Source organism: Pygmaiobacter massiliensis, assembly GCF_900199435.1.
Taxonomy (GTDB): domain Bacteria; phylum Bacillota; class Clostridia; order Oscillospirales; family Ruminococcaceae; genus Pygmaiobacter; species Pygmaiobacter massiliensis.
The window spans coordinates 665,370-690,943 of the sequence record NZ_OAML01000002.1; the positions used below are offsets into that span (position 1 = coordinate 665,370).

A 25,574-nucleotide genomic window follows, 5' to 3' on the forward strand; every position below is an offset into this window, starting at 1 on the left:
TCTTCCTTTCCGGAATTACAAATTTTAACCCGTTTGCCGGGCTGCGGTTAAAGCAGCACCGCACAAACGGGTCTTATGATTCAGTTGATTTTTTGTGCACTGTTCAGGGTCAGCTGCATCAGCAGACCGTCTTCGCGCGGGTCGGTGTACAAATTTTTACGCGTGGCTAAGGTGCAAAAGCCAAGCCTTTCGTAAAGTGCGAGCGCCGGCGTGTTAGAGCAGCGCACTTCGAGCAATACCCGCTCTGTCCCTTCTGCGGCAAGCGCGGCAATACAGTGTTGCAACAGCGCTTTGCCAATACCCTGGCCGCGCACGGCAGCGTCTACGGTGACAGTTGCAAGGTCTGCAACCTCTTCTTCGCGCCAAAAGCAGGCAAAGGCTACCGGCACACCGTTTTGTATTGCTACGGTACAGCGTGTCTGCGGCTTTTGCAGCTCTGCGGTAATTTCCGCTTCGCTCCAGGGGTCGGGGGCGGTCTTGTCCAGCACTGCCAGTGCCGGTATATGTTCCGGCGCAAGCGGTGTAAAGGTCAGCTCTTCGGGCTGCTTATCCTTTTGCGGCATACCAGTTCTCCCCGCGCGCAACATCTGCCGGCAGCGCCACGGCAAGGTCTGCTGCATGGGTCATCTCTTCACCCAAAATCTTTGCTGCCTTGTCTGCCTCGGCAATGGGCGCTTCGACAATCAATTCATCGTGTACCTGCAAAATCAGTCGGGCAGAAAGTCCCTCTTCGCGCAGACGATTCGCGACACGAATCATCGCCAGCTTGATAATATCAGCGGCAGTGCCCTGAATCGGTGTGTTCATCGCGAGGCGCTCGCCCAAGGCGCGGATATTGCGATTAGAGGCAGCCAGCTCCGGCAACGCGCGGCGGCGGCCGTACAGGGTAGTAACATATCCCTGCTCTTTGCCCTCACGCACTGTGCGTTCCATATACTCATGAACGCCGGAATACTCCTCGAGATAATGCTTAATAAAAGCGTCGGCCTCTTTGACCGAAACGCCGGTATCTTTGGCAAGACTGAAAGCACCAATGCCGTAGACAATGCCAAAGTTAACCGCCTTCGCGCGGCTGCGCAGCTGCGCAGAAACTTTCTCCATCGGCACATCAAAAATGCGGCTTGCGGTGGCGCGGTGGATATCTTCACCGGCCTTAAACGCTTCAATCATATGCTTGTCGCCGCTGATGGACGCCAGAATACGAAGTTCAATCTGGCTGTAGTCGGCATCGAGCAGCACGCTGCCTTGCGGCGCAACAAAATATTTGCGCAGGCGGCTGCCCAGCTCAGTGCGCACCGGAATGTTCTGCAAGTTCGGCTCACCCGAAGAAATGCGCCCTGTGCGGGTTTCAGTCTGGTTGAAGGTGGAATGAATACGTCCATCCTCCGAAATGGCTTTCAGCAGCCCTTCCACATAGGTGGAGTTCAGTTTTTGGTAGGTGCGGTAAAGCAGGATATGCTCGATTACCTCATGGTGCGAACGCAGTGCTTCCAGTGTTTCCGCATCGGTCGAAAAACCGCTTTTGGTCTTTTTCTGGGTCGGCAGTCCGAGTTTTTCAAACAATGCTTCGCCCAGCTGTTTGGGCGAATTAACATTAAACTCATACCCGACCAGCGAATAGATTGCCGCAAGCTCGGTTTCGATAACACCGCGCAGCTCTACGCCAAAGTCAACAATGCCCTGGCGGTCTACAAGTACACCGGCGCGCTCCATTTCGCACAGCACGCGTGCCAACGGCTGCTCAATCTCTTCCAGTAGCTTTGTCATTCCCTGCGCTTCACAGTCTGCTGCAAGCGCGTCAAAAAGGCTCGTCAGCAGTGGTGCGATTTCAATCTCGCATGTGAAAGCAGCGGCCGCATTGTACTGCGAGGCAAGCTGCAACAAATCATATCCGCGAGAAGCGGGGTTCAGCAAATAGGCCGCAAGCAGGGCATCAAAAGCAAGGTTTTGGGCATCGGCACAAAGCAGATAAACCGCTTTGCTGTCGTAGCAGCGTTTTTTCACTTTCTCATCTTGCAGCAACGCGAGGAAGGCTTCGTCCTCAGCCACAGCGGTGTATACCTGGTTGCCCTGTACCAGCACAAAGCCCTCTTTTACCGGCGCAATATCTACGCTGCCAGTGAGTTTTGCAGGCAAAGGCTGCGGAGCAACTTGCGGCAGCTCTGCCGGAGCGGCATCGGGGGCAACTTCTTCAGCCACCGGCATGGATGAGAGGCCCAGCTTGTCCCGCAGGTTGTACATTTCAAGGTTGGCAAGCAGCCGGGATGCTGCTTCCGGGTCACCTTTGCTGCGGCAGTAGTCTGCCGGGTTTGTAGGCACCGGTGCATTGGTGACAATCTCAGCCAGCACATGGCTGAGATAAGCTTGCTCTTTATCGCGCAGCAACTTTTCACGCGCAGCGGGTTTGATGACGGGATCGTCGATATTCGCATAAACTCCGTCCAAACTGCCAAATTTGGAGATAAGGGTAAGCGCTGTTTTTTCGCCCACGCCTTTCACCCCGGGGATATTATCCGAAGCATCGCCCATCAATGCTTTGACTTCGATTAGCTGTTTCGGTGATACGCCGTATTTTTCCACTACGGCAGCCTCGTCCATATTTGTGGTAGTGCTGCGGCCCATTGCAGTGCCCGCGAGCAGGACACGAGTGGCGGAAGTCACCAGCTGCAGCGCGTCGCGGTCACCGGTGGCAATCACACAGGTATCGCCGTGCTGCTCTGCCGCAGCTGCAAGGGTACCAAGGATGTCATCTGCCTCAAATCCCTCTGCCGCTACCATATGGTAGCCAAGCGCAGTCAGCAGCTCTTTTAATACTGGCATCTGCGCGGCAAGCTCTTCCGGCATGCCGTGGCGAGTGCCTTTGTAGTCGTCAAACATTTTATGCCGAAAGGTTGGGGCACGCAGGTCCCATGCAATGGCAATGCTGTCCGGCTGCTCTTCGGCCTGTAATTTCTGTAAAATATTCATAAAGCCGACAATGGCGTTGGTATAGCGCCCGTCTTTGGTGGTAAGCAGCTTTATTCCGTAAAAAGCACGGTTGACGATGCTGTTACCGTCGATAGCCAGCAGTTTCAATAGCATTTCCTCCCGAAAGGTTGTCACAAAATCATCATAAAAACGATTGAGAATATTGTACCACAAAAGTGTAGATTATGATACAATAGCTTTGCGAATCCATCGCTTAAATATTACATTATTATAGAAAGAGGAACCCTTTTGATCGATTTCACCCAATTGTCTGGCGCTGCTTTTGCACCGATGGCCGGACTTTCTGACGCACCGGCTCGCCGCATTATGGCCGAATATGGCGCGGCATATACCGTCAGCGAAATGGTTAGTGCCAAAGCACTGACCTATGGCGACCGCAAAACGGGGGCGCTGCTTTCTGGCGGTGGCGGCTGTGCGCCTTATGGCATCCAGATTTTTGGCGCAGAGCCGCAAACTATGGCGGAAGGCGCAAAGCTGGTACTGAAATACAACCCTGATTTTATTGACATTAACATGGGCTGCCCCGCTCCTAAAATTACCGGCGGCGGTGCTGGCAGCGCGCTGATGCGAGACCCTGCTCTTTGCGGCGCGATTGCTGAGGCAGTGGTTAAAGCGGTACCGGTGCCGGTTACCGTAAAACTGCGCAAAGGCTGGGATGCAGACACCGTTACCTGCACCGAGGTTGCAAAACGCTGTGAAGCAGCCGGCGTCTCTCTGCTCGCTGTTCATGGCCGCACCCGCGAAGAGATGTATACTCCGCCCATCGACCCCGGCTGCATTGCCGCAGTAAAGCAGGCAGTGGGAATTCCGGTTTTGGGCAACGGCGACCTTTTGACCGCAGCCGATGCAAAACAGCTGATGGCGGAAACCGGTTGCGATGGCGTTATGATTGGACGCGGCGCACTGGGCAACCCCTGGCTGTTTGCCGAAATAAAAGCCATGCTGGCTGGACAGCCTACCCCAGCAGGACCCACGCTGAAAGACCGCATGGACCTGCTGCTGCGGCAGGTGTACGCGATGTGCGAAGAAAAAGGAGAAGGCCCGGCAATGCGCCAGGCCCGTACCCAAGTGATGTATTTTTTAAAGGGGCTGCATGGTGCGGCCGAACTGCGCCGCGCAGCCTGCGGGCTCACCTATTACCGCGATGCTGAAGAATTGGTTCGGCTGGTTTACCGGCACAACGTCGGCTAAATCTTCTATCCTAACTTTAAACACAACTGCAAACAAACGCTAAAAAACTTTGGCGCGGCAGAAAGCGCACCCAAGCCATGCACTTTATGGTCTAAAATATCGGCCTTACGCGCAAGCTTTCTCTTTTAATACTATTATAAAGAATAGCGAATACGTTCCCGACTGCGGCTTAAAAGACACCTGCAGTCAATTCGTCTAGTGTTTCGTAATAGCAAGGTAGCATGGTTTCTAAAAAGAAGGCTACTTCCGGCAAGGCAAGCGCTTCAAGCGCTTGCAGCTGGGCGGCACGGGCGCGCTCAAATTCCTGGTTTCCGCTCTGGTGCTCTTCCACACATTTCAACAAGGCCGAAAGTTTATCTGCTGCTTTCAAGATTTTTCGCTCACGCTCGTTTAGGTTGCTGCCGGTAACCGCCGGGGCCATTTCATCCAGCACCGCATCCGGCAAAAGAGCAAGCAGGCTTTCTTCTGCAGTTTTTTCCAGCGCCTTGTAGGCAGTTTGCAGCGTGTGGTTCTTGTATTTGACCGGGGTGGGCAAATCACCCGTTAAAATTTCGCCTGCATCGTGATAAAGCGCCGCGGCCGAAATTTTTGCAGGGTCGACATCTGCACCATATTGTGCCTTCGCCAGCGCACCCAGTAAAAAGGCAAGCTGAGCGGTATCGGCAGTATGCTCGGCCAGGGTTTCGGTGCGTGAAGAGCGCATCAACCCCCACCGCGTAATATATTTTTGGCGTGCCAGCAATGCGGCAAATGCAAAACGTTCCATCTCTTTTTTCCTTTCAGCGGCAGGCAGAAAAATGTCAAACCGGAAACAATCTGCTTTTTTCTTTTATTTTTCCAGACTTTTTCTTTCTGCTTTGCTATACTATACTTTGGTCTTAAAGGGCATAAAAGCTTTTAGGCCCGCTGCTTACGCGGTAGCTTTTGCCCTTTTAAAAGATATCATTTATTATAAGCGCGAACCGGCGAAACCGCAAGGTTCGCCGCGTCGGGGAGGTTAATTTGGCATGATTACTGCTGAGCAGCGAACAGCCGAGCGAAAACGACTTTGGCTTTCTTTTTTACTGCCGTTTCTCACGGCCTTTTTTCTGTTTTTACCCTTTATTGTCATCGGCAAAGGCTTTTTCACCTATTGCGGAGACTTTAACAGTCAGCAGATTCCGTTTTACACCTATTGCCAGAATTTTATAAAAACTGGCGGCGGGGCATTCTCTTGGGAGACTGACCTTGGCAGCGGATTTATGAACACTTATTCGTTCTATAATCTTGGCTCGCCGTTTTTCTGGCTGACGATGCTGCTGCCCAACAAATGGCTGGCTTATTCTATGGCTCCACTGCTGATGCTGAAATTCGGCGTTGGCGGCCTGGGTGCTTATTTGTTTTTGCGCCGGTACACCAAAAACCGGCAGTGGGCATTGCTGGGCGCGGTACTTTACTGTTTTTCCGGCTGGGGCATCTACGATATTTTCTTCAACCACTTTATTGACTGCTTGGCCCTTTTCCCGTACCTGCTGTGGAGCCTTGACGAATTTGTTTACGAAAAACGCCGCGGGCTGTTCCCGCTGTTTGTCGCAATCAACCTGCTGAACAACTACTTCTTCTTTATCGGTGAGGCACTTTTCCTTTGCATCTGGTTCTTTGTAAAGCTCGCCACAAAAGATTATCAAATTACGCTGCGTGAGTTTTTCCGCCTTGCGTTTGAAACCATTGCGGGCTGTTTGCTGGGCTGTTTGCTCGTGTTCCCTGCGGCTGCAAGTTTAATGCAAAACCCCCGCACCAGCAGCTTTTCCAACGGCTACAACCTATTGCTTTACGGCAAAGTGCAGCAGTATTTTGCAATTTTGACCAGCATGTTCTTGCCGCCCGACCCGCCCTATCTGCCGAACCTGTTTAAAGACAGCACCATTAAGTGGACCAGCATGTCGCTGTATCTGCCGATGATCGGTGCGGCGGGTGTTATTGCCTACCTTCGGGCACGGCGTCGTTCGCCCCACCGCAAGGTGCTGCTGATTTCTCTGTTTATGGCACTGGTGCCCATCTTAAACTCCAGCTTCTATGCATTCAACTCCAGCTATTATGCACGTTGGTACTATATGCCCCTGCTGATTATGGCGCTTTGCACCATCAACGCCTTAGAGTTCGCAGACATTGACCTGACCGCCGGGTTTAAGCCAGTGGTTACGGTGCTTGCCGCCATTGCGGTATTTGGGCTCGTCCCCACTTTGAAAGACGGCAACTGGCAAATCGGCGTGCTGGATGAACCGGCACAGTTCTGGCTTATCTTTCTGCTTGCGGTGCTCGGCATTACCGTCGCTTCGGTGCTCATCGCCGCACGCAAAACGCAGCGCCAGCTGCTTTCGCTGCTGCTCGCTACTACTATGGGCTTTTCGGTCATCTATGGCGTGGTGCACATCTCGCTGGGCAAATTTCCTCAGTGGGAGGGCGACTATAACTACAAGACCCAGTGCTACGATGCAATGGGAACTGTAAACCTGCCGGACGACCATTTCTATCGCACAGATACCTTTGAAAGCTACGATAATCTGGGACTTTTCTTCAACATGCCCTGCATCCGCAGCTTCAACAGTACCGTCACCCCGAGCATTTTAGAGTTCTACCCGTCGGTTGGCGTTAAACGTGACGTTTCCAGCAAGCCTGACCTTGATAAATACGCATTGCGCGGCCTGCTTTCGGTAGAATATCTGCTCACTCCACTCGACCACAAAGAGGAGCTGATTGATAAAGAACCCACCACCGGATTTGCCTTTGATCATGAGGACGGCGAATACGCCGTCTTCCGCAACCAATATGCGGTGCCGATGGGCTTCACTTACGATTACTACCTGTTGCCCGAAGATATTGAAGATGTTTCGGAAGAATCGCTTGGCCACCTACTGCTGCGCGCTATGCTGCTGACCGAAGAGCAGGCAGCACAGTATGGGCACACCATGACCCGCTTGCCGAAAAATGAGCTTTCCCGTACCAGTTTCAGCGCTTATATGCAAGACTGTGCAGACCGCACAGCCGCTGCGTGTGACGAATTCACTGCCACCCGAGACGGCTTCACCGCTTCGATTCGGCTGGATAGTGAAAAGCTGGTCTTCTTCTCCGTTCCGTATGACCCCGGCTTCCGCGCTACCGTCAACGGCCAAAAGGCAGAGGTGCTCAAAGTGGACAACGGACTAATTGCTATCCCGGCGGGCGCTGGCGAAAATGAGATTGAGCTTGTTTTAGTTCCCCAGTGGCTACGCCTTTCTCAGGCCCTTACTCTGTTGGGCATCGTGGTCTACCTTGGCTATTTGGTATGGCTGCGCCGCCATAAAGAACCGGTCACCTCTTTGCTGCCGCTCGAACTGCGCGGCTATTGTCCGACCGTCGAAGAGGTCGAAGTTTTCTGCGAGGCGCAAGGCGTTTGTGACGAAGAGGCCCTTTCAGAAGATGACACCACTGAAGACAAATAGTTTTATGTATCGCTCTGCCACGCGATAAAAACGCACGGCTTTGATTGCGTGGTGCTGTATTTATTCTCTTCCGCCGGTCGGCGCAGTACGCTGCGGTGTACCGGCGGTTTTATTCTTCTCATCCCTGCGCGAAAGGACGTAACACTATGGATTTCATTCAAACCCTTGCCGCCGAATTCAGCGTTTCGGCAGAACACGTTGGCAACATCATCAAACTGATCGACGAAGGCAATACCATCCCGTTTATTGCCCGTTACCGCAAAGAGCAAACAGGCAGTATGGACGACCAGGTGCTGCGCGAACTAGACGAACGACTTGGCTATCTGCGCGGGCTGGAAAAGCGCAAAGAAGAGGTCACCTCCTCTATCGAAAGCCAGGAAGCCATGACGCCGGAGATATCCGCCGCACTGGCAGCCGCTACTACGCTTGCCGCGGTGGAAGACATCTACCGCCCCTACAAACCCAAGCGCAAAACCCGCGCCAGCATCGCCAAAGAAAAAGGCCTCAGTCCCCTTGCCGAACTGCTGCTCGCACAGGAGGGCAAAACCCCGGCACGCGAAGCGGCTGCGGCGTACATCAACGAAGAAAAAGGCGTCGCCTCAGCAGAAGATGCTTTGGCTGGTGCGCTTGATATTATTGCAGAGCAGATCAGCGACGATGCCAAGCTGCGTGCCCTGCTGCGCGCTTTTTACCTGCGCACTGCCCAAATCAGCAGCAAGGCGGCCAAAGAGCAAGAAAGCGTTTACGAGCAGTATTACGATTTCTCCGAACCCGCCGCTAAAATTCCTCAGCATCGCATTTTGGCGCTGGACCGTGGCGAACGGGAAGGCTTCCTCAAAGTCAGCATCTCGGTAGACAGCGAAGAAGCGGTTCGTCTGCTTTGTTTCAACGTTGTCAAGTGCAACAACGAGTACGGAGAGCTGGTAGGGAATGCGATTGGCGATGCTTACAGCCGGTTGATTCACCCCTCTTTGGAGCGTGAACTGCGCAGCACACTGACCGAGAAAGCAGCGGAGGGAGCCATCAAGGTTTTCAGCGAAAATCTGCGCCATCTGCTGCTTCAGCCTCCCATCAAAGGCAAGGTTGCGCTAGGGCTTGACCCCGGCTACCGCATGGGCTGCAAGGTGGCGGTAGTAGACGCTACCGGCAAAGTGCTTACCACTGACGTAATTTATCCGGTGCCGCCCTTTAACCGCATCGACCAAGCGAAGGCAACCGTAAAAAAACTGATTAAAACGTATGGTGTTGAAATTATCGCCATCGGCAACGGTACCGCCAGCAAAGAAACAGAACTGTTCGCAGCAGATGTTCTGCGTGAGATTGGCGGCAGTGTGCAGTATATGGTTGTCAGCGAAAGCGGTGCTTCGGTTTATTCTGCCAGCAAGCTTGCGGCTGCCGAGTTCCCGGAGTATGATGTAAACGTGCGCAGTGCTATCAGCATTGCACGCCGTTTGCAGGACCCGCTTGCCGAGCTTGTAAAAATCGACCCGAAAGCTGTCGGCGTAGGGCAATACCAGCACGATATGCCCGCCGCAAAGCTCGACGAGGCACTCTCCGGCGTGGTGGAATACTGCGTTAATACGGTCGGTGTTGACCTGAACACCGCATCCGCCAGTTTGCTTTCTCATGTTGCGGGCGTAAATGCTACAATTGCAAAAAACATTGTGGCAAAACGCGAGGCGGACGGTGAATTTAAAAGCCGCACCGAACTGAAAAAGGTAGCAAAGCTTGGCCCCAAAGCATTTGAACAGTGCGCAGGCTTTTTGCGGGTGCCGGGAGCCAAGAACAAACTGGACACCACTGCCGTTCACCCCGAAAGCTATAATGCAGCAAAACAGGTACTGGAGCTGTGCGGCTACACCACCGCCGATATTGGCACCGACGCGCTGTTAAATCTTGAGAAAAAAGCAAAGTCCATTGGCCTTACCAGCCTTGCGGCGCAGGTCGGGGTTGGTGTACCCACCCTTATCGATATTCTCGCCGAGCTGCTGCGCCCGGGCCGCGATATGCGTGACGAACTGCCGCAGCCCCTGCTGCGCAGCGATATTATGGAGATGAAAGACCTGAAACCCGGTATGGAGCTGACGGGCACAGTGCGCAATGTCATCGACTTTGGCGCTTTTGTCGATATCGGTGTCCACCAGGATGGTCTTGTGCACATCAGTCAGATTACAAACCGCTATATCAAGCACCCCAGCGAGGTGCTCAAGGTTGGCGATATTGTAAAAGTGTGGGTGCTGAGCGTGGATGTGGCAAAGCACCGCATTGGTCTGACCATGAAACAGCCCAAAGAAGCTGCTGCAAATTAAATAGCAGCACCGTTTTTCGCTCAACTACGCCCTCTTATTTTTATAAAGAAAGCCGCAAATTCTTTTAAGATTTGCGGCTTTTTATTTTGAAATTTCCGGAAATGCTGTAAAAAACAAAGTTTTTGTTAAATTTCATACAGCTCGGTTACAGTATTTTGCACAACTGGGCGTTTTGCCAATGGCAGTTTTTGTATGATATGCGAAAAATGATAAAAAATTGTCAATCAACAGCACATTGCACAACACAAGTGCGTTTTCTTATGCTATAATGACGGTGTCGAAAGGAAATCCTCTCGACTATACCAAAACAGAAAGAAGGAAATGCATTATGGTCAAACAGGTAAACATCAAAAGTCTCTCTCAAGTCAAAGAGATCGTTAAAGTGGCAAGCCGTTGCAATAGCGATGTTGGCGTGCATGATGAGGCAGGTGCCATTGCCGATGCGAAGAGCATTCTCGGCCTGATGCGCCTTGATTACAGCCGCCCGGTCAAAGTTGTCAGCGAAGATGTTCGCGACCTCGACGCCGTGGTAAGAGCTGTTTCTTAAGCGCAGTAAAGCGCACTTGCAGCACCGGGCGGTTTGAACGTACAAATCGCCCGCGGCAAAACAAATTTTGTCGGCTGCCCTTTACGATAATAACGTGGTATGTATCCACACTGAGATACGCAATGTATGGGAAGCAGGAAGGCCCGGAGCGATATGCTCCGGGCCTTCCTGCTTCTTTATTTTCTATGATATCTGGCACACTTGCTTAAAACAACAGTTTTAGCGAGCGCACTCCAATCACAATGCCGTAAGTAGTAAGCGTAGTAATCAACCCCGAAACGATGATGGCAAGAGTGATCATCCAAAGGCTGCGCTTTTTTTCAAGCCCCAACAGGTTACACAAGGCGCAACCTGCCCAAATGCCAATGCCGGTAAAGGGGATAGAAATTACAACGAGAATGGAAAAATACGCGTGGCGTTTAAAAAAACGCGGATGCTTTGCAACAAACGCGTCTACGCTGTTTAATGCCTTGCCTGCGCCCGGGTAGCGGCGCAGCTTATCCAGCAGGTTTCCACCTTGTTTTAGCAAAAACGGGGTAGGCAAAAAAGAACCAACACAGGTGCAAAGGTATGCGATATACCATTTCATATTCAGCGCAGCCGCAAGCAATGTAGAGCCTTTGTTTTCTATCATTGGCATGGCTGAGAGCACTACGATGCCAAAGTCTTTGGTCAACCGGCTGCTGTTCAACAGAAAAGCAGGTGTCATGCCGGACCTCCTTTATTGAAATGTTTGCGTGGAACCGAAAGTTATGGTAACGCAGAATGAGTGTAGCATGGTCGCCTTTTTTTGTAAACAGTCAAAATACAGCTTTTGTCCTGCTTCGGCACAATCCAGCAAAACACGCAAAAAATAGCTTTTCTGCGACAACGGTGAATTTTTGTTCACAACTTTTCTATTGCATATCCTGTGTGATTTGTTACAATAGTACCTATATTATTCTGATAAACGAGGTTTTAAAATGACTTGGCTTGACAAACTGGAACGTAAATGGGGTCGTCACGCAATTCCCAACCTAATGATGACCGTTGTAATGGGCATGGCGTTGGTTTTCGCCTGCAACCTGCTCTTTCCCCGTGCCAACCTGATCTCTTACCTGTATTTCTCACCGGGGCTTATTATGCGCGGTCAGATCTGGCGGCTTTTCACCTTTATCTTCATCCCGCCCAACAGCAGCCTGCTGTGGATTGTCTTTTCGCTCTATCTGTATTATTTTATCGGCACCAGCTTAGAGCGAGAGTGGGGTAGCTTCCGCTTTAACGTATATTATCTTTTGGGTATGCTGGGCAGCATTATTGCAGGTTTTATTACCGGCGCTGCCACCAACAGCTTTTTAAACCTCTCGCTGTTTTTCGCTTTCGCGGCCGTTTATCCGGACATGCAGCTGCTTTTGTTCTTCATCATTCCCATTAAAATAAAGTACCTTGCCATCTTTGATGCAGTGCTTTATCTGTACAGCTTTATGATGGGTGGATGGACAGTTCGCGCAGCCATCATTGCTTCACTCATCAATTTCTTTATCTTTTTTGGTCCCAATGTCATCAATCGCTTCCGCTCCAACCTTCGCTATCGCCAGCAGCGCCAGGCATGGCAGCAGAACACCCGCAATAACCGTAACGGCTGATAACACATAAGCAAAGCCCATACTGCAAAAAATAACAGAGCAGACATACTTTACAGTACGTCTGCTCTGTGCTTTATTACCGGCAGTCCGGGTGGGCACTGCTTACGTTTTTTATCAAGAGCTAAAAGCTTTTTGCCTGTCTCATCTTTTTGGTTTTGACCAAACCTAATGTACTAAACACGATGCCAACCGTGCCGACCGTGACCGAAACGCAGCTAAGGATAAAACCTACCCATGCAAAGATTTTCGCTTTCATCAGACAAATTACCTCCCCTGTTTTGAATTATTTGATTCCTCGTTTTTACTGCGGTTGGCAAGGGCTCACCGCAGATTGACTGTAAAAAGCCCAGTGCCATTGGCGGCAGGGCATTGTTATGCCTTTATTATACCAAAAACGGTAGCGGGTTACAAGCTGCACCGTCGGCTTTTTGCCCAAAAAAAAGGCACAATCACGGTTTACTTTCTGTTTGACATTGGCGGACAAAACCAATATGATTAAAGGTAAACAAAAACGCAACGACAGAAAATGAAGGAGAGTTTGATATGGCTTTTATTTTTGAAGAACCCTCACATACTTTTGGTGAATACCTAATTGTTCCCGGTTACTCTTCCGCAGCCTGCGTCCCTGCAGATGTTGCTCTGAAAACCCCAATCGTCAAATACCGTAAAGGACAGGAAGACTGCCCTATTACGATGAACATTCCGCTGGTTTCCGCTATCATGCAGTCGGTTTCCAACGATTCGCTCGCCATTGCACTTGCCAAAGAAGGTGGTATCTCCTTCATCTTCGGCAGCCAGACCATTGAGAGTGAAGCTCGTATGGTTGCTAACGTCAAAAGCCACAAAGCAGGCTTTGTCATCAGCGACTCCAACATCCGCCCCGATGCTACCCTCGCGGATATTCTCGAGCTGAAAGAAAAAACCGGTCACTCCACCGTGGCAGTCACTGAAGACGGCACCGCTGCCGGCAAACTCGTCGGTATTGTTGCAAGCCGCGACTACCGCGTCAGCCGCATGGCAATGGATGAAAAGGTTTCCTCTTTTATGACCCCGCTGGACAAGCTGATTATCGCTGACGAAGACACCACGCTGAAAGAAGCAAACGACATTATTTGGGACAACAAGCTGAACAGCCTGCCCATCGTTGCAAAAAATGGCACCTTGAAATATATGGTCTTCCGCAAAGACTATTCTTCCCACAAAGAGAACCCGCTGGAGCTGCTCGACAGCCACAAACGCTATGTTGTAGGCGCCGGTATCAACACCCGCGACTTTGCCGAGCGTGTACCGGCTCTTGTTGAAGCAGGCGCTGATGTCCTCTGCATCGACTCTTCCGAGGGCTTCTCTGAATGGCAGAAACTGACCATCGAATGGATTCGCAAAAACTATGGCGATACCGTTAAGGTAGGCGCTGGCAACGTCGTTGACAAAGAAGGTTTCCGCTTCCTCGCTGAGGCTGGCGCTGATTTCGTCAAAGTCGGCATCGGCGGCGGTTCTATCTGCATCACCCGCGAACAGAAAGGCATTGGCCGCGGCCAGGCCACTGCGCTGATTGATGTTTGCGCAGCACGCGACGAATACTTTAAAGAAACCGGCGTCTACATCCCGGTTTGCAGCGACGGCGGCATCGTGCACGACTACCACATGACCCTTGCACTTGCTATGGGTGCAGACTTTATCATGTTGGGCCGTTACTTCGCTCGTTTTGACGAGAGCCCGACCAACAAGCTCAACATCAATGGCAACTACGTGAAAGAATATTGGGGCGAAGGCAGCAACCGCGCCCGCAACTGGCAGCGTTACGACATGGGCGGCGCTAAGAAGCTCTCGTTCGAAGAAGGTGTTGACAGCTATGTTCCTTACGCTGGCAGCCTGAAAGACAACGTAAACCAGACTCTTGCTAAGGTACGCAGCACCATGTGCAACTGCGGCGCAATGTCCATTCCCGAGCTGCAGGAGAAAGCACGCTTGACCCTGGTTTCCCCCACCAGTATTGTCGAAGGTGGCTACCATGACGTTATTCTCAAAGACAAAAACGTAGGCGTTGTAGAATAATTCTTTTCTGCATTGCTTAATTGTTTTTATATGCAGCACCCTGTTTTATTGCCTCATGCAGTAAAACAGGGTGCTTTTTTGTTGCGTTACATCTGGGAGGAACGTATAGCTTTTTCGGTTAAAGTTTTTGTTCTCAATATTTTATCTGAGTTGTGAAAATTTGAATTTTTTATTTAATTTGAACTTATTATGATACAAAATTATATTTATTTATGTGAAAAAGTATTAATTTTCATCTTGTCGAAAATTGTAATAAATGGTAAACTTTAACCATACTACTAGGATTTGGTAGATGGAGGATGGAACATGAAACACTTAAAAATCAGAACTAAAATGGCACTGTTGCTCTCAATCTTGCTGTTAGCGGTGGCAGTTATCGGCATCAGCTCGTTAAAAGAGTTGAACGATCAGGGGCAACAATCACTAATGACCATTGAACAACAGGCACGTGACAATTTTGACGATAATATTAAGCAGCAGGTGCAAAGTGCTTGCAGTATGCTCCAAGAAGTTTATAACCAGCACCTCGCCGGGGTTTATACGCTGGACCAGGCAAAAAAAGTCGGTGCTGATTTGCTGCGTGAAATGCGCTTTGGCGAAGACGGCTATTTTTGGGCAGATAATTATGCGGGCTTGAATATCGTTTTGCTTGGCAATGCAACAGAAGGCACAAACCGCATTACAACGCAAGATGCTTCTGGCTTTGAGATGGTAAAGGAAATCATCCGGGTCGGCAAAGAAGAGGGTGGCGGTTATACCGATTACGTTTTCCCACGGGCGGGCGAAACCGAGCCTTCCCCCAAGCGTAGTTATAGCCTTGCTTTCGCACCTTTCCAGTGGGTAGTCGGCACCGGTAACTACACCGACCACATTGACGATTATATTGCCCAGCAGAAAGCCGGGCTGGAATCTGAGATGGCACTCTCAAGAATTACCATTATCAGCATCTCCGTCGCCAGTTTTATTGCCGCGATTGGGCTTGGCGGCTGGGTCACAATTGGTGTTATCCGTCCCATAAAAAAGCTCAACGAAGTCACCCAGCAACTCGCAGAGGGCAACCTCGAAGCTGAGCTGGATATTAAAGGCAGAGATGAGGTCAGCCAACTGGCCCAGTCTATGAGTCGACTGACGGACCGCCTGAAAACTTATATTGATTATATTAATGAGATTACTCATTTGCTCGGCGAGCTGGGCCACGGTAATCTACGTTTGGAGTTTACCAACGATTTTGACGGAGATTTTGCCCGGGTTAAAGATGCACTGCTCGAAACAGCTGAAATGCTGCGCAATACTTTAAGCGAAATCAGCACTGCCGCCGACCAGGTGGCCTGTGGCTCTGACCAGGTGGCAAGCGGTGCCCAGACACTAAGCCAGGGCGCAACCGAGCAGGCATCTTCCATTGAAGAGCTGGCCGCTACCATCAACGATATTGCGGCACAAAGCAACGATAATGCGAAAACCGCAGTCGAAGCCGGCAGTCTTTCGCATGAGGCTGGCGCTGACGTGGTGCGCAGCAACGAATACATGGGCCAGATGGTCGGTGCAATGGAAAACATTCGTGTAAAATCCGGCGAGATAGGTAAAATCATCAAAACCATTGATGATATTGCTTTCCAGACCAATATCCTCGCGCTGAATGCGGCTGTGGAAGCGGCTCGCGCAGGTACTGCTGGCAAAGGATTTGCAGTGGTCGCGGATGAGGTGCGGAATTTGGCACAGAAATCCGCAGAAGCCGCCAAAAATACCACCGCACTGATTGAAGAAACGATTCGCGCCGTAGCCGATGGAGCCGCTATTGCAGGGCAAACAGCTGATTCACTGGCCTCTGTCGTAGAAAAAGCACAGATTACAAACCAAAAGATTAATGAAATCTGCCAGGCCAGCATCAAACAGGCCGAAAACGCACAGCAGGTTACCATTGGGGTAGACCAAATTTCAGCAGTGGTGCAAACCAACAGCGCTACCGCTGAAGAATCCGCCGCCGCAAGCGAGGAACTTTCTGCACAGGCTCAAATGCTAAAAAATCATGTAGCACGGTTTCAGTTTTAGCCTTTTCATCTAATAAAAAATCAGGCGTATAATGCGCCTGATTTTTTTATTTTTAATAGATTTTGATTTTTCGCATGTACAAGCCAAAAGCTCTGTGTGAAGGGCTGCTTCTCTGGATTTTTCACCAAATTTTCTAAACTTCACTCGACGTAAATCGCACAGGAAACGAGGGCTTCCTCGCTATAATAGGGAATGAAAATACTTATAAAGTGAGGTCCCAATATGTCCACCCAAATTTCCAGCGTAGCGCCCTGGCTCAATCCTATCGAAACAATTAATGAATCCGAAATTCACCTAGCTCCCCTACTACATACCTCCAAAGCAGCTAACGCCTCTTTTGCTGAGCTGCTTTCGCTGCGCCATCAGCTAGAGCTTCGCAGTGCTGCAAAGCGCGGCCAAGTTCATCTCGTTCGCCCCCCGGTCACATCCTGCTGTAACGATGCCCCCGACCCGCGCTATGCAGAAATCTCTTTGGCATCTCTTCGTAAGGATATTTCTCAGCGTCTTTTACTCAGCCAACTTTCTCTTAATTAAATATTTTACCCCCTCGGTTGCCGAGGGGGCTTTTTTGTTTTTACGGCTCTAAAATGCTGCGGAAATAAAACAAGTAAAACCAAACTTTGGCTTTCGTGCGAAAAACGAAGACTTTTGGCCATAAAATATGATACAATAGCTTAAAAATCACTTTACAGAAAAGAGGTCATCTGTTTGGGCCAGATTCAGGAAATTGTAAATGCAATTCAGCAAAAGGGCAGTTTTGCACCGGAATACGGTATCATTTTAGGTAGCGGATTGGGCGGCCTTGCCGACGAGTTGGAGTCCCCCATTTTTGTGAATTATAATGATTTGCCCGGTTTTCCCATTTCGACGGCACCGGGACATATGGGACGTTTTGTCTTTGGCACCCTTGCTGGCCATCGCGTCGTTTGCATGCAGGGCCGTCTGCATTATTACGAGGGGCACCCGATGTCCTCGCTTGCACTGCCTGTTCGCGTGATGCAGCAGCTGGGCATCCGGGCACTGATTGTCACCAATGCTTGCGGCGGTGTAAACCTCGATTTTGAAGTCGGCGATTTAATGCTGATTGAAGACCATATCAACTTTATGGGCACCAATCCGCTGATTGGCCCCAATGCCGATGAGTTTGGCCCGCGCTTTTTTGATATGAGCACCGCGTATAACAAGACGCTGCGTGAGGTAGCACGCAAGGCGGCTGCCAGCCTCTCTGTGCCGCTGCGCCAGGGTATTTACCTGGGTTACACCGGTCCAAACTATGAAACCCCTGCTGAGATTCGCGCATTCCGCATCCTGGGTGCAGACGCGGTGGGGATGAGCACCGTACCGGAGGTGCTGGCAGCGGCGCATTGTGGCCTGCCCGTGCTTGCGATTTCGCTGATTACCAATATGGCAGCAGGCATTACCGAAAAGCGGCTTGACGGTGACCATGTTATCGAAATTGCCAACAGCCGTGCACTTGTGCTGCGCAGCCTTGTAAAACAAATTGTAGCAGATATTCCCCCGCAACTGATATGAACCGGAAAGCACCTTTACTTGTTGCGCGGGCGGCGTTGGTGGTTTTAACTTTGCTTGTGCTTTGGTTTATTTTTTCCAACTCCGCACAGGTAGCCTCTGTTTCTGCCTCCCGCAGCAACACGGTTGCTCAGCAGATAAGCGAAATCCTCTCTCCTTCCGGCGAAGTGCAGCTCAGCGACAAACTGGTGCGCAAATCTGCTCATTTTACAGAATATGCCGCGCTTGGCATCTGCCTTGCCACTACTATGGGGGCCTTCTTTTTGACGTTTCGGCTTTGGCCCGCCACCCTGCTGATCGGGGCTTTTACCGCTTTCTGTGACGAAACCATCCAGCTTTTCACTTCAGGCCGTAGTTGCCAACTTAGCGATATGCTGCTAGATACCTGTGGTGTTGCATTTGGTATTTTCTGTGTTTTCGTCGGCTATAAAATTTTCTCTGCGCTACGGCGCGCATTTATGAATTAAAGGATGGTTAAACGTTTGAAAAAGACCAAAGAACAAGCTCGCGCTCCTTTTTTGATGCTGCTATGCGCCGCCCTTTGGAGCCTCGGCGGCATATTCATTAAGCTGATTCCATGGAACCCTCTTGTCATTGCGGGCTGGCGCAGCCTGTTGGCACTGCTTTGTGTTGCGGCTTATATGAAATTCCGCCATCTTAAATTTCGTATTAACAAACACTCGGTATGGGGCGGTATTTTTCAGGCCTTAGTGTTTTTGCTGTTTGTTTCCGCGAATAAACTAACCACAGCGGCAAATGCCATTGTGCTGCAATACACTGCGCCGGTGTTTATCCTTATTATTTCGGTTTTATTTTTACGCCAGCGTATCGAGCGGCGAGATATTATTGCGGTTATCTGCACGTTGGGCGGCATTTCCCTGTTCTTTTTCGACCAACTCTCTCCCGGCAATCTTCTCGGCAACTTTGTGGCTATTGCAGCAGGCCTGTTCTTTGGCTGTATGATGATTGTGAACAACCGCGCCGACGAATCTGGCAGAATGAGTAGCATCTTGCTGGGGCATCTTTTCACCGCTCTGGTAGGCTGCCCGGTGGGTCTTTTTGTGGAAACCCCGATTACCTCTACCGCTGTGCTTTCTTTACTGGTGCTTGGTATTGTTCAGCTGGGCATTCCGTATATACTGTATGGGCTTGCCATCAAGCACTGCGAACCGCTTGTCTGCTCGCTGTTAAGCACGGTAGAGCCGTTGCTAAATCCTGTATGGGTGTTCTTGTTCGACGGAGAGACTCCCGGCGTTTTCGCGCTGCTGGGAGGGCTGGTCGTCATCGTCACGATTACTGCATGGTGCATTATCCGTGACAAAGCACTTGCCCGCTCTATGACAGAAACTGCCGTGCAGTAAGCTTAAACAAAAAAACACAGCGCCCAGCTATGAGAAATCTCCTAGCTGGGCGCTTTTTATTTAGTTTTCGACAAGGCCGCCCTCTGGCTTTCTTTCAGCCTGCTCCAATGCAGAAAGATATGCGGTAGCCTCGCGGTAAAGCGCAAGCTTTTGCTCTGCGCCCGGCGGCAAAATGTCAAGGCGGGTGATATCGCTGTTGTGGGCAAGGTCGGCCAACTTCACTTTACGGGCAATCGGGTTGTATGCCAGCGCACGGACGTAATCCATATACGGCACTGCTTTATCGTGGGTCAAAAGGCGCAGTGCTTCCATCACCTCTTCCGAAAAACCTTCTCTTGCAAGGTCTGCCAGCGTAACATCGGTATCCTCTGCCACATCATGCAGCAGCGCAGCAATTGTGCTGGCTTCATCGGTCATTGATTCTGCCAGATGCCACGGGTGAAAGATATAGGGTAAGCCGCTTTTATCCTTCTGCCCATCATGGGCTGCGTATGCAATCATCGTGGCTTTTCGGGTAAGTGGGGTATAGATCATAAATGGTCATTCCTTTTCTTGGGCACATTGTTGCGTCAGTGATGTATCCAAAGCAATAAAGTAAGTTTTACAGTGTTGCGCCGCACCAAAATATTGCGTTGTAACAGTCTGTACCAGGCATTTATCTGTTAAATTTTCGCGCTTAGCGAAGCGCGGCGTTGCCTTCTTCTATTTTTTTTGCTGCAAGCAGAATGCCCGCGCGGGAGGCTGCAAAGTTTAATCCGCCCTGCATATAGGCGGTGTAGGGTGCACGCACCGGTCCGTCGCACGAAAGCTCGATGCTGCTGCCCATCGTAAACGCACCCGCTGCCATAATTACCTCGCTGTCATAACCCGGCATTGCATAGGGTTCGGGTGTCACAAAGCTATCCACCGGGCTGCCTGCCTGAATACCTGCGCAGACAGCGCAAAGCGCTTCGGCGCTGCCGGTTTCAATGCTGGTGATAATATCGTTTCGCTCGGCGGTATAATGCGGGGTGGTTGCAAAGCCATACAGCTCAAAAAAGCGGCTTGCATAAATGCTGGTTTTCAGCGCTTCCGCTGTTACGCCCGGCGCGTAGTAAAGGCCTAAGTATAAGTCGCGCAGCATGTCCATGCCACAGCCCAGTTCTCTGCCGGTGCCCGGTGCAGTCAACCGGTGGCCGCAAAGCTCTACCAAATCTGCGCGGCCCGCAATGTAACCACCCGTAGGAGCAATGCCGCCGCCTGCATTTTTGATGAGGCTGCCAATCATCAAATCAGCACCCACGGCAACCGGCTCGGCCTTTTGGGTGAATTCGCCATAGCAGTTATCCACCATTACGATAACGTTTGGATTTGCCTCTTTTGCAACGGCAGCAATTTTGCCGATGGTTTCGAGCGAAAGGGCCGGGCGATTTGCGTAACCGCGGCTACGCTGGATATAACACACCTTGGCTTTGCGCGAGCCCTCTGCAATGGCGGCATAATTCGGCTCGCCATCTACCAGCGGTGTTTCTTCGTATGCCACGCCAAACTCTTTCAGGCTGCCATAGTTGCCGCCGTCCAGCCCAATAACGCCTGCAAGGGTGTCATACGGACGCCCGGTTGCAGCAAACAGCAAATCCCCTGCTCGCAGCACACCAAACAGGGCTACTGTCAGCGCGTGGGTGCCGGAGAGGAAATTGTGGCGGCAGAGTGCATCCTCGCTGCCTGTTACCGCAGCAAATACACGATCTAAGGTATCACGTCCGGCATCGTCATAGCCGTAGCCGGTGGTGCCCATCATGTGCATGCCTGCCACACGGCAGTCGGTAAAGGCTTTGAGCATCTTTACCTGATTGTAATCACGAATCTCTTCTATTTTAGCAAACTCCGGTGCACAATCTGCCATTGCCTGGGCATCCAGTTTCAGCAGACGGTCGGGAATATCGAAAAATTCTTTCAGCATTATTTTAAATCCTTTTATCTTGGTTGACTTCTTTACGCAGCCGGTAGCCGGCGCGCTCGTAAAAAGGACGCAGCTCCGGCTCGCAGAGCAGCGTCAGGGTTCGGCCTGTGCTAAAGGTTGCCAGCTTGTCCAGCAGCGCGCGGGCAAAGCCGCGGCATCGGTAGGCTGGGTCAGTAGCAACCGCGGTAAGGTAAGCAGCATTCTCACGCAGTGCATAAATACCGGCGGTTGCCACATAGTGCCCCTGTGCCTGCGCTGCATAAATTTCTGCAAGGCCACGGTTTCGGCGCGCGCAGGCATCTGCATACCAGTCCTCAGTCGGCACCTGCAAAAGTCTGGCCGAGGCGAGCTGCCAAAGGTTCGGCACCTCGTCAATCTCAGCACCTGAAAGCTGTGGCTGTGAGGGTACGCTTTGTTCCGCATACTCCATCTGCAGCAGCTGTGTGCGTCTAAAGCCAGGCAGCAAGTCGGGGGCACCCTCCAGTTCGGATACCCCCGCAAATGCGCAAAATGTCTCTAACTCTTCGGTATTTGGTGCATCGCCGCAAAGCAGCAAGCTGCTACCCCGCAGCAAAAGTGCGCCGTTTTCAGAAAGGTAGCACCCCGCCGGAGAACAATTGTAAGCAGCTTCCATACGCAGCCCGGCGCAGTCATCCTGTGCCGTCAGCGCCAAAAAGCGTGCTTCGTTTGCCGCAGTGACTGCTTCAATCACAGTGCGTTGACGATGGCTTTAAAGTCTTCGCCGCGTTTTTCAAAGTTGGGATAGCTGTCAAAGCTGGCAGACGCCGGGGAAAGAATAATGATATCCCCTGCCGCCGCTGCGCCGCGCGCGGTGTCTACCGCATTCTTCATCGTGTCAGCATGCAAAATGGTAAGCTGCGACTCGTCAAAGCCCTCACAGTCACGCACGCAACGCTCGATGACAGGACCGGTAGCTCCCATCAGCACCAGCGTTTTCACATGAGCGATGATTTCAGGTGCAAGCGGCTCATACGGAATATGCTTATCGTAACCACCTGCAATGAGGATGAGCTTTTGGTCAAAGCTGCGCAGACCTGCAATGGTGCGGGTAGGGCTGGTGCCGATGGAATCGTTGTACCACTGCACGCCATCCAGGCAACGCACCGGCTCAATGCGATGCTCTACACCGCTAAAAGTTTTGGCAACCAGTGCCATTTTGTCAAAGCTGACATCGCCTGCAGTTGCAGCAATGGCATCCAGCAGGTTTTCTACGTTATGCAAACCACGCAGCTTTACTTCGTCTTTGTTTACTACCCGGGTCAGCACGCCGTCTTCAATGAAGCACAAATCGCCGTTGTCCTCAAGGTAGGCGCCGCAATCGACTTTTTCAAAACGGGTAAACCAGTAACGCTTGCCTTTTACGTCTTTTTCAAGGCCGCGGGTAATGTCGTTCTGGTAGCCGAGCACGGTTTTGCTATCTTCCGACTGATAAAGCAGGATATTGCGTTTTGCATCGATATACTCCTGCATATCTTTATGGTGGTCGAGATGGTTCGGGGTAATATTGGTGATGACTGCCACATCGGGCGAAGTGTGCATTGAGATGAGCTGGAAGCTGGAAAGCTCAACCACCGCAATGTCCTCCGGGCGAATCTCGTGCACCAGCGGCAGCAGTGCACGGCCGATATTGCCGCCCAGCCAAACTGTTTTGCCCATCGCTTTGTGCATTTCTGCAATCAGGCTGCTACTGGTAGTCTTACCGTCCGAACCAGTAATGCCATAAATTTTGCACGGGCAAAGCTCAAAAAAGAGCTCCATCTCGCTGGTAATCTCACTGCCGGCAGCTTTGGCCTGCTGCAATTCCGGCGTAAAATACTCAAAGCCGGGGGTACGCATAATCATGTCCTGGCCTTTCAGCCCGTCAAGGTATGCTTCGCCCAGCGAAAACTGAACACCCAACTGCTGCAGCTTTTCGCCCAGCTCGCCAAATGCTTCTACCGATTCTTTTTTATCGCAAAGGGTTACCTGTGCCCCCCGCTCTGCAAACTGCACGAGCAAATCTCGGTGCGAGACCCCCGCCCCGATAAATGCGACTTTTTTTCCTTTGATGCTGTTGTAAAATGCTTCTGCCTTTGTCACAAAGCTCCAGCTCCTTCTATATATTACTTTATTTATAAGCATTATTGGCGATATGTATTTAATTATAGTATGAAGCACCCCCTGGTGCAACCACCGATGCGTCAAAATTTTTCATCTAAAGTATCTGTCTTTTGACGGTTCTTTACAAGTTTCGCCAATTGCGATTTTTTTTCGATTTCTTGCTTGCGGCATATCCCGCGCCATGCTACAATACTTTCATGTTATAATTATAATATATAACGATTATCTATTACAGGAATAACACCACCATTTTTGCACGATAAGAGGGGGAACTTTTTTGGCTAATATTGATTTGACTCGGCATTTTGGATGTCGTTTGTTCGATGACCGTGTCATGCGCGCACGTCTGCCCGAAAATATTTATGAGAGTATGCGCCGCATTCGCGACGAAGGCAGCGAGTGGGACCCGGCTGTTGCTGATATTGTGGCAGATGCCATGAAAACCTGGGCAATGGAGCTGGGCGCCACCCATTACATTCACTGGTTCGCCCCCATCATTGGCGCTTCCAGCGGCAAGCACGAGTGCTTTATCGACGGCGTAAAAGCTGGCGAACCGCTGCTTAATTTTTCCGGCAAGCTGCTTTCTAAAGGCGAGTCTGACGCCTCCAGCTTTCCTTCCGGCGGCCTGCGCGCTACCTTTGAAGCACGCGGCTACACCACGTGGGACCCGACTTCCCCCGCTTTTGTATTGGGTACTACACTGTACATTCCCACTGCTTTCTGCGCTTACACCGGCGAATCACTGGACCAGAAAACCCCTGTGCTGCGCAGTATGCAAGCCATCAACAAACAATCGACGCGGGTACTGCGTGCTCTCGGCGATACCGAAACGTCTTCCGTGCATTCCACGGTTGGCGCAGAGCAGGAATATTTTCTTGTTGACAAAGCACTATTTGAGCAACGCCTTGACCTGAAAGTCTGCGGCCGTACTTTGCTTGGCGCTAAGCCCCCGAAAGGCCAGGAGCTGGAGGACCATTATTATGGCAGCATCGGCGAGCGCGTGCGTGCCTTTATGCGCGAGCTGGACGAAGAGCTGTGGGCGCTGGGCGTACCGGCTAAAACCGAGCACAATGAGGTTGCACCGGGCCAATATGAGCTGGCCAGTGTTTTCTCCGGCAGCAATGTTGCCTGCGACCATAACCAGATCATGATGGAGCTGATGCGTAAAGTTGCAGTGCGGCACGGGCTGGCTTGCATCCTGCACGAAAAACCGTTTGCGGGCATCAACGGCAGCGGTAAGCATAACAACTGGTCGCTTTCCACCGACGGCGGCAGAAATATCTTTAAACCCGGCAAAGATCCTGCCAACAACCTTGAGTTCCTCACCTTTTTGTGTGCGGTACTGCAAGCCGTTGATACCTATGCAGATATGCTTCGGCTTTCTGCTACCTGCCCGGGCAACGACGAGCGCCTCGGCGGCAACGAAGCACCGCCTGCGATTATCTCGGTATTCCTTGGCGAGCCGCTGACCCGTATGCTGGAAGCGATTGCAGAAAGCCACGAAACCAGCCCGGCCGAGCGCAAAAAATTGCTGACCGGCGTAAAAAGCCTTCCGCTGCTTACGCTGGACGATTCTGACCGCAACCGTACCTCTCCGTTTGCTTTTACCGGAAACAAGTTTGAGTTCCGTATGGTCGGCTCCAGCCAGGGTATCGGTCTTGTCAACGCTGTAATCAACGCCATTGTTGCCGATACACTGCGCAGCTATGCCGAAGAGCTGGAAACTGCACAGGATAAGCATGCTGCTGTTTACGACATTGTGCGCCGCGTTTTCCACGAGCATGGGCGGATTATTTTCAACGGCAACAACTATTCGCAAGAATGGGCTGCCGAAGCTGAGCGCCGTGGCTTGCCGAATATCTCTTGCATGGTGGATGCTGTGGATGCCTTTATCGCTCCCAAAAACGTAGAAATGTTTGCACGCACCAAAGTTTTCACCCCAGGCGAGTGCCATAGCCGCTACGAAATCTTGACCGAGCACTATTCCAAAACCATTCGTATTGATGCAGCTACTATGCTGGAAATGGTCGACCGCGGCATTTTGCCTTCGGCTGTCGAGTTTTTGGGCAAGGTGGCTCGCTCTAACTACTACAACATGGGCAGCGGTATGACAAGCAACGCAAGCGTGCGCCTGCAAAGCCGTCTGGTGGCTGCTACCGACGCTGTGGGCGAGCGAAGCGAACGACTGCGCACCAAGCTGAACACTATCTCTCATGAAGATGCGCGGGCTTATCACGCCCTTTGCACCGGCGAGATGGAGCGTCTGCGCGCGGCTGCCGATGAGCTAGAAACGCTGGTACCAGCGGACCGCTGGCCGTTCCCCGCTTATGCGGAGCTGCTGTTTGGCCTGTAATTTTTGTACGAAAAACCGGGGCACCGTCGCAAACGGCGACAG

The 25,574-nt window shown here is 51.4% G+C and carries 21 protein-coding genes; 12 read left to right on the plus strand and 9 right to left on the minus strand.

What is annotated here, in order from left to right; all coding sequences use genetic code 11:
- Positions 1-80 precede the first annotated feature (80 nt).
- Both rimI and polA read right to left on the minus strand, forming a co-directional pair.
- Positions 81-563 carry a ribosomal protein S18-alanine N-acetyltransferase gene (rimI, locus tag C1A11_RS03230; RefSeq protein ID WP_180950224.1) on the minus strand — a complete coding sequence of 161 codons (483 nt, stop codon included), beginning with the start codon at positions 561-563 and terminating at the stop codon, positions 81-83.
- Positions 547-3,081: a DNA polymerase I gene (polA, locus tag C1A11_RS03235; protein WP_102048969.1), complete on the minus strand. Its 2,535-nt coding sequence runs from the start codon at positions 3,079-3,081 to the stop codon at positions 547-549. The genes rimI and polA overlap by 17 nt, the downstream gene beginning before the upstream one ends.
- A 135-nt stretch (positions 3,082-3,216) precedes the next feature.
- On the opposite strand from polA, the gene dusB reads away from it, so the two are divergent.
- Positions 3,217-4,179 carry a tRNA dihydrouridine synthase DusB gene (gene dusB, locus C1A11_RS03240; RefSeq protein ID WP_242965797.1) on the plus strand — a complete coding sequence of 321 codons (963 nt, stop codon included), beginning with the start codon at positions 3,217-3,219 and terminating at the stop codon, positions 4,177-4,179.
- Positions 4,180-4,348: 169 nt separating this feature from the next.
- Here the strand turns inward: dusB and yfbR are convergent, their stop codons facing one another.
- Positions 4,349-4,945 carry a 5'-deoxynucleotidase gene (gene yfbR / locus C1A11_RS03245; RefSeq protein ID WP_102048970.1) on the minus strand — a complete coding sequence of 199 codons (597 nt, stop codon included), beginning with the start codon at positions 4,943-4,945 and terminating at the stop codon, positions 4,349-4,351.
- Positions 4,946-5,186: 241 nt separating this feature from the next.
- On the opposite strand from yfbR, the gene C1A11_RS03255 reads away from it, so the two are divergent.
- The 3 genes from C1A11_RS03255 (at position 5,187) to C1A11_RS03265 (ending at position 10,496) form a co-directional block, all read left to right on the plus strand.
- A complete protein-coding gene (locus tag C1A11_RS03255) occupies positions 5,187-7,640 on the plus strand; it encodes a YfhO family protein (protein WP_102048972.1) in 2,454 nt (817 codons plus the stop codon).
- A gap of 146 nt (positions 7,641-7,786) precedes the next feature.
- On the plus strand, positions 7,787-9,949 hold the full coding sequence (locus C1A11_RS03260) for a Tex family protein (protein WP_102048973.1): 2,163 nt from the start codon (positions 7,787-7,789) through the stop codon (positions 9,947-9,949).
- A 328-nt stretch (positions 9,950-10,277) separates the two neighbouring features.
- Positions 10,278-10,496, plus strand: coding sequence for an HPr family phosphocarrier protein (locus C1A11_RS03265; protein ID WP_102048974.1), 219 nt, complete (start codon positions 10,278-10,280; stop codon positions 10,494-10,496).
- A 205-nt stretch (positions 10,497-10,701) separates the two neighbouring features.
- Here C1A11_RS03265 and C1A11_RS03270 read toward each other — a convergent pair whose 3' ends face one another.
- Positions 10,702-11,205, minus strand: coding sequence for a small multi-drug export protein (locus C1A11_RS03270; RefSeq protein WP_102048975.1), 504 nt, complete (start codon positions 11,203-11,205; stop codon positions 10,702-10,704).
- 253 nt (positions 11,206-11,458) lie between these two features.
- On the opposite strand from C1A11_RS03270, the gene C1A11_RS03275 reads away from it, so the two are divergent.
- A complete protein-coding gene (locus C1A11_RS03275) occupies positions 11,459-12,121 on the plus strand; it encodes a rhomboid family intramembrane serine protease (protein WP_102048976.1) in 663 nt (220 codons plus the stop codon).
- Positions 12,122-12,242: 121 nt separating this feature from the next.
- On the opposite strand, the gene C1A11_RS13990 is transcribed toward C1A11_RS03275, so the two are convergent.
- Positions 12,243-12,377, minus strand: coding sequence for a hypothetical protein (locus C1A11_RS13990; RefSeq protein ID WP_278335964.1), 135 nt, complete (start codon positions 12,375-12,377; stop codon positions 12,243-12,245).
- Positions 12,378-12,664: 287 nt separating this feature from the next.
- Here C1A11_RS13990 and C1A11_RS03280 point away from each other — a divergent pair, with 287 nt between their 5' ends.
- From C1A11_RS03280 to C1A11_RS03305, 6 genes are all read left to right on the plus strand, one after another.
- Positions 12,665-14,176, plus strand: a complete 1,512-nt coding sequence (locus tag C1A11_RS03280) for an IMP dehydrogenase (RefSeq protein WP_102048977.1) — start codon at positions 12,665-12,667, stop codon at positions 14,174-14,176.
- A gap of 306 nt (positions 14,177-14,482) precedes the next feature.
- Positions 14,483-16,225, plus strand: coding sequence for a methyl-accepting chemotaxis protein (locus tag C1A11_RS03285; RefSeq protein ID WP_102048978.1), 1,743 nt, complete (start codon positions 14,483-14,485; stop codon positions 16,223-16,225).
- A 222-nt stretch (positions 16,226-16,447) separates the two neighbouring features.
- Positions 16,448-16,759 carry a hypothetical protein gene (locus tag C1A11_RS03290; RefSeq protein ID WP_102048979.1) on the plus strand — a complete coding sequence of 104 codons (312 nt, stop codon included), beginning with the start codon at positions 16,448-16,450 and terminating at the stop codon, positions 16,757-16,759.
- A gap of 168 nt (positions 16,760-16,927) precedes the next feature.
- Positions 16,928-17,758, plus strand: coding sequence for a purine-nucleoside phosphorylase (locus C1A11_RS03295; protein WP_102048980.1), 831 nt, complete (start codon positions 16,928-16,930; stop codon positions 17,756-17,758).
- A 38-nt stretch (positions 17,759-17,796) separates the two neighbouring features.
- The gene (locus tag C1A11_RS03300; protein WP_180950226.1) at positions 17,797-18,222 is read left to right on the plus strand and encodes a VanZ family protein; all 426 of its coding nucleotides are present in this window, start codon (positions 17,797-17,799) and stop codon (positions 18,220-18,222) included.
- A gap of 15 nt (positions 18,223-18,237) precedes the next feature.
- Complete coding sequence (locus C1A11_RS03305; RefSeq protein WP_180950227.1) at positions 18,238-19,116, plus strand: DMT family transporter; 879 nt, start codon at positions 18,238-18,240, stop codon at positions 19,114-19,116.
- Positions 19,117-19,176: 60 nt separating this feature from the next.
- Here the strand turns inward: C1A11_RS03305 and C1A11_RS03310 are convergent, their stop codons facing one another.
- The 4 genes from C1A11_RS03310 to murD all read right to left on the minus strand — a co-directional run bounded on the left by C1A11_RS03310 (position 19,177) and on the right by murD (position 23,158).
- The gene (locus C1A11_RS03310) at positions 19,177-19,650 is read right to left on the minus strand and encodes an HD domain-containing protein (RefSeq protein ID WP_102048983.1); all 474 of its coding nucleotides are present in this window, start codon (positions 19,648-19,650) and stop codon (positions 19,177-19,179) included.
- A gap of 142 nt (positions 19,651-19,792) precedes the next feature.
- The gene (locus C1A11_RS03315) at positions 19,793-21,058 is read right to left on the minus strand and encodes a methionine gamma-lyase family protein (RefSeq protein ID WP_102048984.1); all 1,266 of its coding nucleotides are present in this window, start codon (positions 21,056-21,058) and stop codon (positions 19,793-19,795) included.
- 4 nt (positions 21,059-21,062) lie between these two features.
- A complete protein-coding gene (locus C1A11_RS03320) occupies positions 21,063-21,770 on the minus strand; it encodes a GNAT family N-acetyltransferase (RefSeq protein WP_102048985.1) in 708 nt (235 codons plus the stop codon).
- On the minus strand, positions 21,767-23,158 hold the full coding sequence (gene murD / locus C1A11_RS03325; RefSeq protein ID WP_242965799.1) for a UDP-N-acetylmuramoyl-L-alanine--D-glutamate ligase: 1,392 nt from the start codon (positions 23,156-23,158) through the stop codon (positions 21,767-21,769). Before murD ends, C1A11_RS03320 begins: the two co-directional genes overlap by 4 nt.
- Before the next feature lie 298 nt (positions 23,159-23,456).
- On the opposite strand from murD, the gene C1A11_RS03330 reads away from it, so the two are divergent.
- Positions 23,457-25,532: a glutamine synthetase III family protein gene (locus tag C1A11_RS03330; RefSeq protein WP_102048987.1), complete on the plus strand. Its 2,076-nt coding sequence runs from the start codon at positions 23,457-23,459 to the stop codon at positions 25,530-25,532.
- Positions 25,533-25,574: the final 42 nt, after the last annotated feature.

Bases quoted from the DNA above. Each gene is read 5' to 3' on its own strand.
- C1A11_RS03315 (WP_102048984.1), bottom strand. From the start codon at position 21,058: ATGCTGAAAGAATTTTTCGATATTCCCGACCGTCTGCTGAAACTGGAT.
- C1A11_RS03290 (WP_102048979.1), top strand. From the start codon at position 16,448: ATGTCCACCCAAATTTCCAGCGTAGCGCCCTGGCTCAATCCTATCGAA.
- C1A11_RS03285 (WP_102048978.1), top strand. From the start codon at position 14,483: ATGAAACACTTAAAAATCAGAACTAAAATGGCACTGTTGCTCTCAATC.
- C1A11_RS03310 (WP_102048983.1), bottom strand. From the start codon at position 19,650: ATGATCTATACCCCACTTACCCGAAAAGCCACGATGATTGCATACGCA.
- C1A11_RS03270 (WP_102048975.1), bottom strand. From the start codon at position 11,205: ATGACACCTGCTTTTCTGTTGAACAGCAGCCGGTTGACCAAAGACTTT.
- C1A11_RS03265 (WP_102048974.1), top strand. From the start codon at position 10,278: ATGGTCAAACAGGTAAACATCAAAAGTCTCTCTCAAGTCAAAGAGATC.
- C1A11_RS03280 (WP_102048977.1), top strand. From the start codon at position 12,665: ATGGCTTTTATTTTTGAAGAACCCTCACATACTTTTGGTGAATACCTA.
- C1A11_RS03260 (WP_102048973.1), top strand. From the start codon at position 7,787: ATGGATTTCATTCAAACCCTTGCCGCCGAATTCAGCGTTTCGGCAGAA.
- C1A11_RS03275 (WP_102048976.1), top strand. From the start codon at position 11,459: ATGACTTGGCTTGACAAACTGGAACGTAAATGGGGTCGTCACGCAATT.
- rimI (WP_180950224.1), bottom strand. From the start codon at position 563: ATGCCGCAAAAGGATAAGCAGCCCGAAGAGCTGACCTTTACACCGCTT.
- C1A11_RS03255 (WP_102048972.1), top strand. From the start codon at position 5,187: ATGATTACTGCTGAGCAGCGAACAGCCGAGCGAAAACGACTTTGGCTT.
- polA (WP_102048969.1), bottom strand. From the start codon at position 3,081: ATGCTATTGAAACTGCTGGCTATCGACGGTAACAGCATCGTCAACCGT.
- C1A11_RS13990 (WP_278335964.1), bottom strand. From the start codon at position 12,377: ATGAAAGCGAAAATCTTTGCATGGGTAGGTTTTATCCTTAGCTGCGTT.
- yfbR (WP_102048970.1), bottom strand. From the start codon at position 4,945: ATGGAACGTTTTGCATTTGCCGCATTGCTGGCACGCCAAAAATATATT.